This window comes from Fibrobacter sp. UWB2, assembly GCF_002210425.1.
GTDB lineage: Bacteria > Fibrobacterota > Fibrobacteria > Fibrobacterales > Fibrobacteraceae > Fibrobacter > Fibrobacter elongatus.
Map to the genome: position 1 here is coordinate 36,257 of NZ_MWQK01000004.1, position 17,051 is coordinate 53,307.

The 17,051-nt window shown below is 50.3% G+C and carries 8 protein-coding genes; 5 read left to right on the top strand and 3 right to left on the bottom strand.

Annotated elements, in window-relative coordinates; translation table 11 throughout:
* The first annotated feature begins 60 nt into the window (after positions 1-60).
* The 4 genes from B7982_RS08355 to B7982_RS08370 all read left to right on the top strand — a co-directional run bounded on the left by B7982_RS08355 (position 61) and on the right by B7982_RS08370 (position 10,303).
* Positions 61-5,958 (top strand): glycoside hydrolase family 9 protein, encoded by a 5,898-nt coding sequence (locus B7982_RS08355; RefSeq protein WP_088660348.1) that lies wholly within the window; start codon positions 61-63, stop codon positions 5,956-5,958.
* Between the two features lie 108 nt (positions 5,959-6,066).
* The gene (locus B7982_RS08360) at positions 6,067-8,361 is read left to right on the top strand and encodes an ATP-binding protein (protein ID WP_158212986.1); all 2,295 of its coding nucleotides are present in this window, start codon (positions 6,067-6,069) and stop codon (positions 8,359-8,361) included.
* Positions 8,361-8,735 carry a response regulator gene (locus tag B7982_RS08365; RefSeq protein ID WP_088660350.1) on the top strand — a complete coding sequence of 125 codons (375 nt, stop codon included), beginning with the start codon at positions 8,361-8,363 and terminating at the stop codon, positions 8,733-8,735. Before B7982_RS08360 ends, B7982_RS08365 begins: the two co-directional genes overlap by 1 nt.
* Before the next feature lie 8 nt (positions 8,736-8,743).
* Entirely contained in the window at positions 8,744-10,303 is a 1,560-nt protein-coding gene (locus B7982_RS08370; protein ID WP_088660351.1) for a sigma-54 dependent transcriptional regulator, read from the top strand.
* A 141-nt stretch (positions 10,304-10,444) separates the two neighbouring features.
* Here B7982_RS08370 and B7982_RS08375 read toward each other — a convergent pair whose 3' ends face one another.
* The 3 genes from B7982_RS08375 to B7982_RS08385 form a co-directional block, all read right to left on the bottom strand.
* Complete coding sequence (locus B7982_RS08375) at positions 10,445-11,458, bottom strand: class I SAM-dependent rRNA methyltransferase (protein ID WP_088660352.1); 1,014 nt, start codon at positions 11,456-11,458, stop codon at positions 10,445-10,447.
* Positions 11,459-11,617: 159 nt separating this feature from the next.
* The gene (gene nrdR, locus B7982_RS08380) at positions 11,618-12,061 is read right to left on the bottom strand and encodes a transcriptional regulator NrdR (protein ID WP_012820241.1); all 444 of its coding nucleotides are present in this window, start codon (positions 12,059-12,061) and stop codon (positions 11,618-11,620) included.
* An 86-nt stretch (positions 12,062-12,147) separates the two neighbouring features.
* Entirely contained in the window at positions 12,148-14,223 is a 2,076-nt protein-coding gene (locus tag B7982_RS08385; RefSeq protein ID WP_088660353.1) for a transketolase, read from the bottom strand.
* A 194-nt stretch (positions 14,224-14,417) separates the two neighbouring features.
* Here B7982_RS08385 and B7982_RS08390 point away from each other — a divergent pair, with 194 nt between their 5' ends.
* Complete coding sequence (locus B7982_RS08390) at positions 14,418-16,979, top strand: NPCBM/NEW2 domain-containing protein (protein ID WP_088660354.1); 2,562 nt, start codon at positions 14,418-14,420, stop codon at positions 16,977-16,979.
* Positions 16,980-17,051 lie beyond the last annotated feature (72 nt).

A 17,051-nucleotide genomic window follows, 5' to 3' on the forward strand; every position in this document is an offset into this window, starting at 1 on the left:
TAGCCACCAGGACTTTTAGTCCTGGCGGCTCTTTATTTTTTGAATAAAAAAAGAAGCAGTATGAAAAAACTCATTAGCATCATATTCTTATTTGCCCTGTTCGGTTTTGAATTTGCAGCGGCAGCTCAAATTCATACCCTCCCCAACCTTGACAGGACATGTAAAACCTGCACCCGCGAGTACAACGATACGGTAAACGTATTCAACAGACGTCCTATTCGCCTGAACCAAAGCGGATTCAAGCCGGAGCATTACAAATACGCCTACGTTGCAGACCCGAAGGAGATGACGTTCAAGGTCATTGACGCCAATAGCGGCAAGGAAGTCCCCGGTGGCGGAAACCTTTCCTTAATCGGCACGGTCACAAAGCCGGGCATCATGGTGAGGCAAGCCTTCAACTCCATTCAGGACATGGGATTCCTTGGAGATACAACCGATGCTAAGGAAACACTCTACCGAGCAGATTTCACCTCCTTATCTACAGTAGGTGAATACTTCATCGTTGTCGGGAAAGATACTTCAGCGACATTCCACATCAGCCCTTATATCTATAATTCCATTCTCGAAAAGTCGTTGATGTTCTTTGGCATCCAGCGTTGCGGCGATACCAAGTCGCATTTCCATGGAGCATGCCACCTGAAAGACGGTTCGGCTGTAGGTCACGATTTGACCGGTGGCTGGCACGATTGCGGGGACCATTTTAAAGTTGCAGAAACGGTCGGCTATGCCGCATACGTACTTTCCATGGTTTACCTCACTTACCAGGACAAAGCAGAGGACCGATTCGGCAATTCCTATGGCGACACCATCAAGGACGGCATTCCGGACATTCTCTACGAAGCAAAGGTCGGTGCCGACTACATTCTGAAGCTCTATAACGCCTCCGTCGCAGACGGCTTGATCGAAAAAGGCGACATGTACCACACCGTCGGCATGAGCGACTGGGACCACAACTACTGGGACGTACCCGAAAAACAGGACATGCAGGTGCAGAGCAAAGGCGGTCCAGACCGCCTTGTGCTCAAGGGCATCGGCACAAACGTCGCAGGCATTTATGCGGCAACCCTAGCCAACGTCGCCGTAGGCTACAGGTTCATCAATCCGAGTTACTCCAAGGAATTGCTTGACGCCGCCAAGACTATCTACGAAAAAATCGTCAGGACGACCTTCATGACATACACGGAACAGTACGAAGCCAACGACAAGTGCGCAAGACGCGGCAAGGCAACAACATACGAAAGCCAGACCCCATACTTCAACGGCAAGGGATACTATAGTGGCATGGGCCTCTGCGAAGACGACGCAGCGGCAGCAGCAGTTTCGCTTTGGTACGCTACCGGCGACACGATTTATCCCTACGACCTGTACAAGAATACGGACATGAACGAAAATGGAATGATCAATTCCACAGCACAGTACGACTTGGCGTTTTTCCCAGCAGGCTATCTCGGCACGGGTCCAGGCTTCAACAACTCCTGGGCAACAGACTACCAGAACCTTTTTGCATACGTGCTTTTCGCCATGCAAAAGCTCATCTTGAACGACCCAGAATACGAAGCAAAATTCAATATTAACGAAACAGAAAGAGATGCTCTTTCCAAGCGCGTCATGGCGGCATTCCGCAAGCAGGTCGAAACGAACTCCAACGGTGATTCCGTCGCAGTCTTTTACCCGGGATCTGGCAATGAAGAACCCCGCGAAGGCAGTTCTTCGCTCCATGTAGAACCGCCCTACAACCTGGTGTGGACATCCTTTGACTGGGGCGTGATGCGATACAACATGGGTTCTGCAGTGGCCGTTTTCCTTTTGTACGAACTCACGAAGGATGAACGCTACTTAAAAGTGGCTCTTGACAACATGTATTACGTTTTGGGCGCAAACCCCTGGGATATTTCCTTGCTGCTTGGCGCAGGCGACAAGAACCCACAGCACCCGCATAACCGTTCCGCAAATCCGGACGGATACAACGCAGGCGGTATGCCCTATGAATACAAGTGCCCCATTGGCGCTCTGATGGGTGGCCGCGCGCCCAATTTGCCTTTGATCGAAGACTGGAGCAAATACACATCGACCGAAACATGTATCGACTTCTCGGCACAGTTCCTTTTCCCGGCACAAAGCCTCGCCGAACAGCTTCCTCCCGACAACGACGGACCTCTTTTCAGTGACGTTGTCGGCATCCCGACTTCAGACTCTACGGCAATTATCAGTTGGAAGACCGATGAACTCGCCCTAGTGACCGTTACCTATGACGCAACACCAAACTCTACTACGGCAAAGACCATTCAAATGACAGAAGCCGTCATAGAAGGCTCCGTAACGCTAACAGGACTTGTTCCTGGCCAGACCTACTACTTCTTCCTCGAAGGTGTTGACCAGAAAGGCAATATCTCTACTGACGACAACCATGGATATTGGTACAAGTTTACCATGACCTCGACCGCCACCACAATCAGTGGAGTCACCATTTGCCAGGTCGATAACCGCAGTGCAAAGATTTACTGGTGGAGTTCCGACCGCCTCGATGGAACGATTCATTACGGAAAAACAAAAGGCACCTACACAGAACATAATATCGCCAATGGCGGTTCAGCCTTATTCCACGAAGCAATCCTTACAGGGCTTGAACCAGGTACAACTTACTATTTCACCGTATCCTCGGGTAAGACAACCTCTGAGGAATACTCATTCACGACAGAGCAGTACGCAACGACAGTCGAAATGGAAATTTACATTAAGCCGCTCAAAAAAGACGGCTGTGCCAACACCTCGGACTGGAAAAAATGCAATACATTCCTCGTCTTCATTACAAACAAGGATACGGTCGATTATGAAGATCTCGATATGAGATTCTATTTCCCCGTCCCAGTCAGAGGAGCCAGCAACAACAAGTCCATTTGGGACGGTACAGGTCAAGCAGTTGGCTGGCCCACCATCGTTTTCGAAGAACCGGTCCCATATAATGTGACATCAATGAATGGATCTGCAGAAAATGGCTACTACACGCAAGTCCATATTGAGGGTAAGCTCGCTGTATCCGGGAGCTACTTCTTTGAATTTATCGTAAACCCAACATACGGGGAACTCGATAATAGCTGGTCATTGAGACCGCACACAAGCGACGACGATCCAGCCTATTTCAAAGGCATCGATTTAACCCGCGGACCTCTTTACAAGGAAGAGTCCAATTCCAACATGTATGTCGAAACCGTCAATGGAAAAACAGAAAAGGCGTTCACCAGAACATATTATGTAACCGCCTACTACCACGGCAAATATGTTTATGGTTACGCTCCAGACTACACACCAGAGAAAGGACCGCAAGTCAAACGTACCATTGACATCGCTTTTGAAAGCCCGTTCGTAAGCCCCATTCACTCAATCGAAAAAGAAAATCCGCAGACGACTTACCTCGCGACAAGCAAGGTTTCGCCGAACGGCATGCTTGATGCAGTTGAAATGAACGGCAATCCGTACCCATTCATTTACACCCAATCAAATCGCACAGACGCCATCACCTTCGGCGGAGACACGACACTCGCCTACGGCAACAACTATATGGAATGGGTCAGCTGGCACAACAGAAATGCCAACCAGAAGGCCGAAAATAAGTATGACTGCGCCTGCGCCGTGGTCCGTAGCAATGTTGAAATCGACAGTATCACGAAACCGCTCGAAAAACGCTACCTCGTGTTCGACAAGGCAAGCATTACCGGCTACAAGGATAAATATGTCGAAGTCCAGATTTCCCTCCTCGATAGCGCCCTCGAGCTTATCAAGGACGAAAAGAACCTGAACGTAGAACTCGTCACAGACGACCCGAACGTTCTCTTCTACACGGACCCGGCAGCAACAATTCCTGTAACGACAATTACGCTTTACGATGGCGTTGCAACGATTTACGTGAGCTCTAAAGTTGCCGTAAAAACAATCATTTCGGCAACACACCCGAATACAAAAGATTACGCCTACACGCCGGCTGTTGCAGAACTCAACATCGAGGAATTGCCGCCTTGGCCGATTATCGATGTTGCAAAGATTGTCGATTTGAACTGCGACCATATTCCTGACGCCATGGACATTACACTTTCGTCGGAATATCAGGCAAACCAGAGCTTTAAGGCCATTACGTTTACCTATGGCAATGAAACAATCCCCGCCGAAAAGGTCTTGTCTCTGAACGGCAAGTCGCTCATCGTCGAAATCTCCGTGCCGCAAGAAATCGTAACAAATGCAACCGGAAAGATTTCGCTCACGAGCAACATCCAGGGTAGCGCAAAGACCGTCGATGACACCTACTCCGATGGCATGCCGCCGGCTCTCCTTTCGGCAACGGTTCTCGAACGCCAGGATACGTCGACGACGGACCACCTTTATCTGCAATTTAGCGAACCGATTTCTGCTCCGGGTACAAGTTTCCCGCTTATCCTTTATGGTGCAGACGGTGTAACTTTGGCAGCAACGCCAACCGTGCTTTCTGCCAAGCTCTATAACGAAGCCAAGAACATTTGGGACTTTGAAATTCCGTTTGATGCAGGCAACGGTTCGCAAGTCACTGCAGGCATGTGGGGACAGCTGAACCCGGCAGGAACGATTACCGACTTGAATGGCAACGGAGTCGCAGGTATCTGCACACCGGAAAAGGTCCAAATCCTCTTGAAGATTTTGCCGATTCCGATGACTTACGCCGTCATCACGGACAAGTTCCAGAACGGGTATGCAAGCCATGTCGATATCACGTTCCAAAAGGCTCTCGACGAAAAGCATACACCTGATAAGTTGGAAATCATCTTCGGTACGGCAAAGCCCGAAACGCTCACCGTCGAAAAGAGTAAGTTTGTATTTGTTGGCGAAAACCTCTCCATCGACCTCGAAAAGCCCTTCCAGTTCGGCAATACCGCCGGTAACTACGAAGGTTCAACTCCGGGCGGAAAGATGCTTAGCCATGCAGGACTTGTCACGCAGTACCTCGGAACAGGCGCTGCAACCGAAACAAACGAAGTCCTAGCCGAAGATAAGGTCGGCCCGGTCTATGTATCTGCAAAGATCAACCAGACTGCCACTTCAGATATCGTAAGCATTACCGCAAGCGAACCGCTAGTCATTGCTGATTCCTCTCAGGAATACTATAGACACAAGCGCGCCGATATTCAGTCCAATGTCAAGAGCAACGCCTTCTCGAGCTGGAACTTTATGCAGGACAACGCGGGCATTACGCTCTTCTACCTGGGCGACAAAACCGGCAACGTCATGGAAGGCGACTACGTCAGAATGGGTTCCGGTATGACAAGCGTATTCAAGGACGCCAATGGCAACTATCCGGAATTTGATGTTCCCTGGATTTTGGTCAACGGCAACGGCGCTCCGAGAATCAAGTTCGACGTGAAGCTCCGCGAAATCGTCACCGACGCCAATTCCACCAACCAAACCAAGGTGGATGTCGCCGAAACTATGCGTTTCTACGTCAAGAATCCATCAACGAACAAGTTCGACCTCATTCAGAACGACAAGGTTACGCTCATGGGTATCGACTCTGCCGATATCGGCGGCGCCATCTTTGACGTGAAGCTCACCGTTCCGCGTGGAGCCTCTCTCGGCGACGAATGCGCTTGGGACAATCTGCTCGTGAAGTTCAACATTCCGATATACTCGAACCTCGGCAGCTTTGTCAACCGCTTCCACAGATCCTTCAAAGTTGATCCGAAGCAGTACCTCTCGCCCAACAACTTGGTGGAATTCGCCATCGAATGGGCTAACAAGGGTACTGCCGGCATCCGCACCAACGAAGACAGAGCTGTGGGTACAGGTGCATTCATCTACAAGGCCGAAATCGATGCCACGTTCTCGCCGAACCTGAACAACCCCGAAGTCAAGGGTGACCAGAAGGTCATCAACAACTTCTCGACGAAGACATCCTTCGAACAGACAAAGACATTCGGCATCAAGAGGACAAAGTAAAACCGTTCAAGAGACTGGGAAAATATGCAAGAGAGTCTATTTACTAACTCACCCTACGTTATAGCGCTATCTGTCGTTGCGTTAATCATCGTATGCTATTTTCCCATCATGCTTGGGCAAAAGACGTCCGTCAAGCAGCTCCCGAGATCCATTCACCAGTTGGTGATTATCAGCATCTTCTGGCAAGCGAGCAACTTGATTGGCGACATCTTTTTTAGCGGTGAAAACTTTGTCGCAGGCACAAAAGCCTATACGGCAAGACAACTTATTTTCTGCACATCGGCTCTTGGCTGGATCCAGCTTGGGAACGCGATACAGCACACTGCAGAAATAAGCCTGAAAGTAAAGCGAAAAAATGGCTGGAAGCTCCTGAATATTCTCGGGGCTTTGGCCGTTTTGATTTCGACTTATTTATTCATTAACGACCCGTCGTCTATTACAAGCCTCAACTTCTTTGGCTACCGCCCCTTTGCAGAAAGGCCGTACTTCTATTTCTATACATTGCTGTTCTGCATCTTTGTTCTTCCGTGCATTATCGTCACGGCATACATCATGCTTCGCAATATCGTGCAGTCCAGCGACACCATGCTCCCCCACCAGGTGAGCATATACATGTTGGCGTCATTCGTGTTCTTTATAACGCTTGCCGCACTTTTTGACTTTATCATCCCCATTTCTACAAAGTTCAACAACTTCGACCAGTTCTTAAAATGGTCGCAGTTCATCTCGGTATTTTTGGCAATCCTTTCCGGGCAGTACTTTACGTCGGTCTCGTTCAAGAACAAAAGCGCTTCGTGGTTCTTGGACAAGTTAAAAGACCGCATGGTCGACGGATTGCTTTATTACAACTACAAAGGTGAAATCCAGCTCGCCAACCCGGCCGCACTCAGCATTTTGCACACGACTCAAGAAGCGATTCACAACAAGAAGGTGTCTTCGATATTCCCTCAGATTACAGACCCTTCAAGAGAATCGACTTACAACAAAATAAGAATCAAGATTGACAACGAAGACCATATTTTCAACGTATCGATTTACCAGATCCGTCAATCATTGACAACAAACTATAACGTAGCCTTTTTCAGCGACGTCTCCAACACGCTCCATTACCAGCAGATTATCAAAAACCGCGATGAACAGTTCAAGGAATACCAGCTCGACCAGATCCGTTATCAGGAACGATTGAACATCTGGAAAAAGAAGGTCGATGAAAGTAAGTACTTCCTGGATACGCTTATCAGTACGCTTCCGTTCCGCTTTTGGTCCAAGAACGAGCAGGGCGTGTTCATGACGCAAAACCAGACGGATATCAAGAGCCGCGGAAACCTGTTGCAGACCTCCGAACCGGACAACAAGATTTTGCCACAGGAACTCCTGGCACGTAATGAAGGCGAACCGCAAAGTTTCATCTCTTACGAACGAGTTAAAAAGACGTTCAATGAAGAAAACGAAGAGGAAGAAGATATCGAGATTTTGAAGCAGGACGACTACAACATGGCCGTCCGCAAAGGTGTTGCTAAGGATATCATGATTTTCAACAACATGTTTATCCCCATTATGGCCCCGCGCAAGCCGTACAAAATCATCGGCATCAAGATCGACATTACCAAGGAAATGCGTCTCGAAAAAGAACGAGACATGTTGCAAGAACAAAAGCACATCCACTCGAGGCTCGAAGAACTGGGCACCATCTGCGGTGGCTTTGCGCACGACTACAACAACATTCTCGGTTCCCAGATTGGATTCTGCGACCTCGCCCTCGAAGTGCTCGACAAGGACAACCAAGCTTACATGTTCATTCAGGAAGCTCGCAAGGCGGCCACACGCGGTAAGGAATCCCTCGAGGAACTCCTGAACACCATCCGCGGAAAGACAACTGAAAAGGACAAGCTCACGGAATTCGCGCCATACATGATTATCGACGACGTGGTGAAGAAGCTCTGGATTACGCTCCCGCCGAACGTAAAGGTCAAGGCAGACAACCTCGACAAGAACATCCGCATCGTCGGAAACGTATCGGCACTCGACCGCATTATCAGCAACCTTGCAAACAACGCCATCTTCGCTATGAAGGAAAATGGCGGAACGCTCACGATTGCACTCAAACGCGAAGTGCTCACGGAACCGCTCATCACGCCTTACGCCCCGCAGATCGAAGCTGGCACATATGCCAAAATCACTGTCGAAGATACGGGTACCGGCATGGATACAGCCACGCTCGAACGCATCTTTTCACCGTTCTTTACGACCAAGGCGCCAGGCGAAGGCCTCGGTTTGGGCCTGTCTTCGGCACTAAGACTGCTAAAAGAAGGCAATGCGGGCTATACAGTACAAACGACCTTGGGCGAAGGAACTATTTTTAATCTATATTGGTCTATAAGAAACGAGAAAATGGAGGCTTAATGTCTACAATACTCATCATTGACGATGACGCTCAGCTCAACCTCATGTTGAAGTCTGCTCTGGAATTGAAAGGTTACACTGTCGATACTGCATGCAACGGTAAGAAGGCTAAGTCGCTTTATCAGAAGAATACGTACGATGTGATTATCACCGATATCATCATGCCGGAAGGCGATGGATTTGAAGTTGTCCTTGACCTCCGCCGTATGGGCATGAGCGACCGCACGATCGCGATTAGCGGTGGTGGCCGTACTTCTGCTGAAGACTACCTTGCAACGGCACAGCACTTCGATGTTGCCGCAATTTTCAGCAAGCCGCTGGATCTCCAGCAGCTCCGCAACAAAGTTGACGAGATTATCAAGGCACATTCGTAATAGCATAAATGATGAATATCCTGATCGCTGATTTTGATCGGAAATTTGTCGAGGAGCTACAGCGGAACTGGTCTGTAGCCGGAACGAACCTCCTGGTCTGCTCCGACGATAAGACTCTGATGCCGCTAATAAAAAAGACGTCGATAGACCTTGCGTTTATCGAGGTTCCTTTTTTAATGCTCGACAATATGGATTTGATCAGCTATTTAAAGGAACGCCAGCCTGGTATCGAAATCTTTGTCCTGTGCGATGACCGCAACTGGCAGGGTGCCGCTAGCGCCATTACCCGTGGTGCAAGCAGCTTTTTGAAGAAGCCGGTCACGCTATCGCTCCTTGAGAGCACGGCAAGCAAAATCCAGGCACAGCAGCAAAACAAGTCCAACACGCAGCTCATGGAATCCCAGGTGTTGGACAGCCTTCTCGGCGACACGCCCGAGATGCGCAAAATTCTAAAAACAGTTTATAAGGTCGCACCGACCAACAGTACCTTACTTATAACCGGCGAGTCTGGTTCGGGCAAGGAATTTTTGGCAAACGTCGTCCACCGCTACAGCAAGCGCGCGAACGAACCGTTTGTGCCGGTCAACTGCGGCGCCATCCCCGAAAACCTCGTGGAAAGCGAACTCTTCGGTAGCAAGAAGGGATCGTACACAGGCTCTACCGCCGACAAAAAGGGCTTGTTTGAATCCGCCAATGGCGGTACGCTTTTCCTCGACGAAGTCGGCGAGCTTTCGCTTGCAACGCAAGTGAAGCTTTTGCGCTTTCTGCAAAGCCACGAGATCCGTCGCGTGGGCGAAACGGAAGCCCGCTACCTCGACATCCGCATTATCGCGGCAACCAACCGCGATTTACAACAGGCGATGCACGAAGGGCGATTCCGCGAGGACCTTTATTACCGCTTGAACACGTTCCACTTGCAGCTCCCGCCGCTCCGCGACAGGAAGCCCGTCATCCCGAACTTAATCCGTTACTTTATCTTAAAGAACAAGGAATCGCAGGGCAAGGAAATCCATGACCTTGAACCGGCGGCTCTTTACGCTTTGACAAAGTACCCCTACCCCGGCAACATCCGCGAGCTCGAAAACATCATGGAGCATGCGATTGTGCTTTCGGAAGGTGGCGTCATCAAGCTCGAAGACTTGCCGGAATACGTGCAGGTGGAAGCCCGCGAAAAGACGGTTGCGATTCCGCATATCAAGGACGCCGGCGGCCTTAAAGAAAGCGCTAGCGAGCCTGTTTTCGACAACGCCGAAGATGCGGAAGAAAATGAAAAGTCTGCCGAGAATCCGCTCGGAAAGCCGATTCATTTTGAACCGATTTCGGGCAAGACGGATAGCGCAGGGCTTTTAACGCACAATCCGACGAAGTTCATCACGCATAATCCGGCACCCGCCGAAGATGAAGAAATTCTTTCGCTCGACGAGATGGAACGCAGGCACATTCTGCATGCGCTCAGTATATGCAAGAACAATAAGACGGAAGTCTGCAAAAAGCTCGGCATTAGCCGTGCTACACTTTGGCGCAAGCTCAAAGAGCTTAAAATTGAAATGGACGGTGGTGAGGAGTGAGCGGCTACGCCGCAGTTGGCAGAACTTAGACCGCTACGCTCTTAGAACTTAGTTATTTGCTCTTAGATAAGAGATTGTTCTAAGTTCTAAGTTCTAAGTTCTAAGTTCTAAGTTCTAAGTTCTAAGTTCTAAGCACTTACCTCATACCTCTACAAGAGTCGCGACTAAGCAAGAATCTTTTGTAGAACCGCTACCGACAAAGTCTACGTCTTGGGATTTTTTCCAAGACGTTTTTGCATTCGGGTGCACGGAAGAAACTGCGGCGAGGACATCGCGAGCAAAAGCGGACAGGTTGAATTCGCTGTAGTTGGAACTCACCATGAAGAATCCGCCCGGATTCAGGAGCGTTGCACAGTCAGCAACGAGCGGCATCAAGTGTTCGCGCACGTTAAAGTTAAAGCCCTTGAAACGCGCAAAGCTCGGCGGGTCTAGCACGATACCGTCAAAACGTAAGCCCTTCTTTTGAGCCCAATGCACGTATTCGATAGCGTTACCGCGGAAGAACTCTCCAGGGCGCAAATCGAGGCCGTTTAAGGCGTAATTTTCACGGCCCTTGTCGAGAATCTTGCCGCTGATATCGGCGTTTGTAGCAACCGCAGCACCGCCTAGACGGGCGTGTACGGAGAAACTGCATGTATAGCTGAATAGGTTCAAAAAACGGAGGCCGGGATTTTCGGGATGCGCCGAGGCTTCGAGATTCGCCGGAGATGCGCCGGACATTTCGCGGAATCGTTCTTCGACTTCGAGGCGCACGTGACGCATATCCAAAAAAAGCCCCGGATTGATTGTATCGAGCAAGTCCACATGAAAATTGGCATTGCCTTCGCGAACGGTTCCAACGGCATCTTCACGCGTACCAATCACGACATCCATCGGAGCGTTCTCAAGCGATTTTCCAGAGCTCGAAAGGCGTTCCTTAGAGACTACGCAAACGGGATTGAAAAGAGCGCCCAAGGCCTCGACAATTTCGGTCTTGCTCGTCAATAGCTCCGGTCCAAAAAACTGCATCTGGTAACGGTCACCGAACTTGTCTATCGTGAGTCCCGGGAAACCATCGGCAGCGCCATTCACAATGCGCAAAGCATCCGTTACATCGAATAACGGAGCGCGCTTTTCGTGCGCAATCGCTAACTTGTTTTTTAAATCAAAAGCCATTCGAGAAAATGAATCCTAGATCCTTCGACTTCGCAACTTCGTTGCGGAGCCTGTCCTGAGCTTGTCGAAGGGCTCAGGATGACACAGAAAAAATAGAAAATTCACTGGATCCCGTCGGTCGTTTCACGCCCTCCAGGATGACAACTCCGAATTCCTAATTTATTTATCCAATGTTTTAATTTGGTCGACGAACTCGCCCACTTCCTTGAATTCGCGGTAGATGGAAGCGAAACGCACATACGCCACAGCGTCAAGCTTTTTGAGTTCCTGCATCACGAGGTTGCCAATCTGATCGTAGCTCACTTCAAAGCCTTCCGACATCTGCAACGAATTTTCCACGCGCGTCACCAGCTGTTCGATATCGTCCATGGAAACCGGGCGCTTTTTGCAGGAGTTCATAATGCCACGTTGCAATTTTTCGCGCTGGAAAGGTTCGCGCTCGCCGCTGCGCTTGATAACGGTCAACGGTTGGACTTCGATATATTCACGGGTCGTAAAGCGACGGCCACAAGCACAACATTCACGACGACGACGAATCGACGAGCCACTCACGCGGCTATCGACAACCTTGTCGTTATCATTCTTGCAAAACGGGCAAATCATGCTTTGAATATAACACTTTTTAAAGAGAAAGTGCGCAAAATCACAATAAAATTACAAAAGAAAAAGGGGCCTTGCGGCCCCGATTTTTAAGCGTTTGCCTTCTTGAAGTCTTCGACGTTCTTGGCGTATTCAGCGAGGTATTCCTTAGCGGCTGCGGCAACAGCTTCCGGAACGTAACCGAATTCCTTTTCGAGGACGCCTGCCGGAGCAGAAGCACCGAAGCGTTCGAGACCAGAGACCTTACCGAAGCCACCCACGACCTGGGCGAACAAGAGCGGAAGACCGCTGGACTTTGCAAACACCGGAGTCCACGGAGCGATGATGCTATCACGGTAAGATTTCGGCTGCTTGAGGAAGAGAGCCGGGCTAATCATGGAAACCACGCGCACAGACTTGCCTTCGTCGCGGAGGAGTTCAGCAGCCTGGTGTTCGAGGAGAACGTCACTGCCGTTTGCAACCAAAGTAAGATCCGGCTTCTTGCCTGCGGCAGTGTTGTCGCTGACAATGTAAGCGCCCTTACGGCAAGCCTTAGCTGCTTCGTAGCGGTTTTCACCCGGAAGCGTGTTCACGACCTGGCGAGTGAGGATGAGAGCCGTCGGGCTGTCATTGTTTTCAAAAGCCATTTCCCATGCAGCGAGCGTTTCGTAAGCATCTGCCGGGCGGAGCACGAGCATTTCGGCCTTACCGCTAGCCTTCGTGAGGCTTTCGAGCAAACGAATCTGCGTTTCGTGTTCAATCGGCTGGTGCGTTGGGCCATCTTCACCCACGCGGAAGCTGTCGTGCGTAAACACGTACTTGACCGGGAGGCCCATGAGAGCGGCCATACGGATTGCCGGCTTCATGAAGTCACTGAAGACAAAGAACGTTGCGCAAATCGGATAGAGACCGCCGTGGAGAGCGATACCGTTTGCAATGGCACCCATCGTGAGTTCTGCAACGCCGACCTGGACAAATGCACCCTTGAAGTCGTTAGCGCGGAAGATGCCCGTCTTGTCGAGGAATGCCTGCGTATTGTCGGAGTTCGAAAGGTCTGCAGAGCTGCAGATGATGTTGTGATAATTTTCGGCGAGGTAGCCAAGAACTGTACCGCTCGTGACGCGAGTTGCAACACCTTCCTTGATGTTGAGCTTGGAGAGGTCGATCTTGAGACCCTTGCCCGAGAGCCATTCATTGAGGGTTGCGGACTTTTCGGCGTTAGCCTTATCCCAAGCGGCCTTAGCCTTCTTCCATTCGGCGACCTGCTTGCGGAGTTCGTTAGCGCGGGCTTCAAAGCCAGCCTTCACGTCGTCAAAGACCTGGAACGGATCGTCCGGATTGCCACCGAGATTCTTGACGGTAGCAGAGGTAGAAGCACCTGCGGCATTGAGCGGCTGACCGTGCGTAGAGACAGCGCCTTCGTAGCTCTTGCCGTCTTCGGCGATAGCGCCCTTGGCCATCGTGGTGTGACCGTAGACGAGAACCGGCTTTTCGGTTTCGGCCCAAGCGGCCTTGAATGCCTTGCGGAGTTCAGCAATGTTGGAACCGTCGCATTCGATAACGCGGAAGCCCCAGGATTCGTACTGCTTCACGAAGTCGTGGTCCATCACGTCTTCTGTCTTGCAGCTGAGCTGGACCTGGTTTGCGTCGTAGAAGAAAATGAGGTTCGAAAGCTTGAGGTGACCTGCAATGCGGCCCACGCCGTATGCGATTTCTTCTTCGAGACCGCCGTCAGAAACGAGGCAGACGGTCTTGTGTTCGAGGATGGAGCCAAAGCGTTCGACCATGAAGCGTTCGGCGATAGCACCACCGAGAGCAATGCCGTGACCGATACCGAGCGGGCCCGAGGAGTTTTCAATACCGAGGGCGACATCGACTTCCGGATGACCCGGAGTGCGGCTGCCAAGCTGGCGGAAGTTCTTCACGTCTTCGAGCGTGAGGCGGTTCGTGAGGACGAGTTCGGAGTAGAGGAGCGGACTCATGTGACCCGGGTCCATGAAGAAGCGGTCGCGAGCCATCCAGTTGGCATCGTCCGGATCGTAACGCAAGAATTCAGCAAACAAAAGCGTGATGGCGTCTGCGGCGCCCATGGCTCCACCCGGATGTCCGGACTTGGCCTTCTGCACCATTGCGGCAGAAAGGATACGGACGTTGTCAGCTGCTTTTGTAACTAATGAATCTTGCACGGTCTAACCCCTTTAGAGTTTTGTTTTTACGCGGCAAATTTAGTTTTTTCTTGCGAAACTCTCAAGGTATATTGTCAAATGAAAAGCCCAAAGCAATAAAAAGTTATATTTTCGCAACAACCTAAAATAATCCCAAAACGCCCCAAATGAAGCAATTCCTGGAGCGCTTTTACGTGTTATCGAGAAGGAACCAAATGAATATCAAAGACGCTATCTTGAGACTATTCAAGAACTTAGCTCACCCCACAGGCTTTTTAGGCACCCTCATTGCCATAGCCATCCCCTTCCTTATTTACCTTGCCCCGAACATCAATCACAGGGAAACCATCCGTCGCATGGATTTGAGCTGGCCGCTCCCACTTTTTGCGATTCAGTTCATTCTTGGGATCATTCTTTTCTGCTTTTTGAGCAAGGATTTTAGGGAATGGTTCAAGGGAATCCTCCCCGCAAAGTCCGTAAGCATCATGACGCTCGTGTTCACCGTCGCCGTTTCGATTTTCGCCTTCACGCAAATCGAGGCCCGCCACCGTGTCCAAAGTGACGAAAGCGTCTTTATGTCCGTCGCCCAAAATATGTACTACAACCACGAATCCGGCACCTGCAACCAGGGCGAATTCGACAAAGGCACCCTCAAATGCAAGGCCACGTCAAATAGTTTCAAGACCAAGGGGTTATCCTTCCTTTACCGCCTCGGCATGTCGCTATTCGGCACCGATCTCCGCTGGATTTTCACGGCCGAATTCGTGATGCTCCCGCTTTCATTCCTACTCATGTTCCTTGCAATTGTCGCCTGGACCAGACAACCCCTCCTTGCCTTCCTTGCCTCGCTACTCATGGCACTCCAACCGACGGTACTTTTCCAGTTCCGCGCCATGTCCGTTGAACCGCTCTATATATTCCTCTCGGCTTTAGCTCTGTTCGTGTTTAAGTGGGCATACGACAGGAACACGGTCATGCACTGGATGCTCCTCGCCCTTATCCTCGCCTTCTTCGCCCAGACCCGCCAAGAAACAATCTTCTGTGTCTTTGCGTTCGTCCTCTTTGCGCTCCCGAGACTTCTCGACCAGAAAGACGAAAAAGCCCCTGTTTTCTTCGTGACGCTTTCGCTCTTCTCCGTGCCAGTACTCCTCACAATTAGCTACTTCCAGGGATTCGGTTTCCAGGGTGGCGAATTTGAAGCCCACGGACACTTCTTTGAAGACCTCGCCAAGAACTGGGATGTGATGACCGCAAAGCTCGACAAGAACGGCAACCTCACAAATCCGTTCCTCAGCTACTTTAACTATTTGTTCGCCATCGGCGGCATTTATCTCATCTTCCGCGCCATCAACGATGCAAGAAAGAGCGATTTCACGTACCTCAAGATTCTCGCCTTTTTGCTCCTTTACCACATCCAGACGTATGTGATTCTCGAAAACGTCTCCGGCGATTTCAGCATCGAAATCAACCAGCGCTATAGCCTCGTGATGTTGCCATCTATGGCATTTGTGGCAGCCCTCCCAATTACGCACATGATCCAGTACTTTACTACCCCGACAGGTAGCAAAAAGCAGAACGGAACGGGAGCGATTCTCGGCGTATTGATTGTGGCTCTCGCCTTTACCGGATGGACGTTCCATTACAAGAAGAATTTCAATGACAATATCATGTACAATCGCAACCACCTGACCATCGAAGAGTACGAAATTCTCGGATGGCTCAAGGAACTGCCGCAAGCGGACCGATTCTTTATTTACGGCCGTCCTTGGCACTTTGTGGGTTACGGCATATCGTCCATCCATTACGACAATGCCCGCAGAATGTCGAACAGCGACATGAAGGACTTGATCGAAAAGTACAAGGGCGAAGTCTATTACATCCGCGGACTGGACTGCTGGGACAGCCACACGTACCACAAGAAAGCCGTGGAACACCGCATCGCCACGACCTGCGACGTATTTGAACGCGAGATGGATTTGACGGGAGTCAAGAACATCTTGATTACGAACAACTACTGGGTCCAGATAGCGAAGTTCAATGGCCGCAAGAACTACAATCCCGAAAAGATTATCGCCATAAACGAACTGGAAGTCGCCCCCGCCGATTCTATCGCCACAAAGCCCGCCATGCTCAAAGTTCATTACGAGCTCAAGGAACAGGGACAGGCCGCTGCCAAATGGAAGTTCGCACTCCTTATCAACGACAAAATAATCGAACAAGGCGATTACAAGTTCGGTTCTTACGATCAGGAAGTGGACCTCGCAAGTTTGCAGCCTGGATTCAACCAAGTGAGATTCCTGGTGCAAGATTTGGCTACAAAAAGCAAGCTCGCCGATGTTTCCAAGTTCTACTTTGAAAAGGGAAACGGCGCTATAGCCCTCTCGGACTACCCTATCGAAAGCCACAAGCAGGAATGGGGCAACATGCGCAAGAACAAGAGCATTGAAGGGAACAAGCTCAGCGTTAACGGCCAAAGCTTTATAAGCGGCATTGGCATGCACGCCTCTTCAACAACAGTTTTCGATGTCGGACAAAAGTTTACTACGGTCAGGTTCTCCGTTGGCCTTGACGACGAATCGCTTTGCAGCGATGGCGTTGCGGTAGAAGTTATCGGCGACGGCAAATCGCTTGCAAAGACTCCGTTCTTTAAAAACAGCGAATTGCACAAAGTCGAGGCAAACATCGCGGGCGTTCAAAAGCTCACAATCAAGTCGTACCCCAAGGAAGGCATCAACTGTAGCCACGTAGACATCATCAACCCCGTACTTATACCATAACGGCTTCGCCGCAGTTCCAAGTTACTAGAAGTAATTTATACAAAAATTCCCTAGTAACTAACAACTATTAAC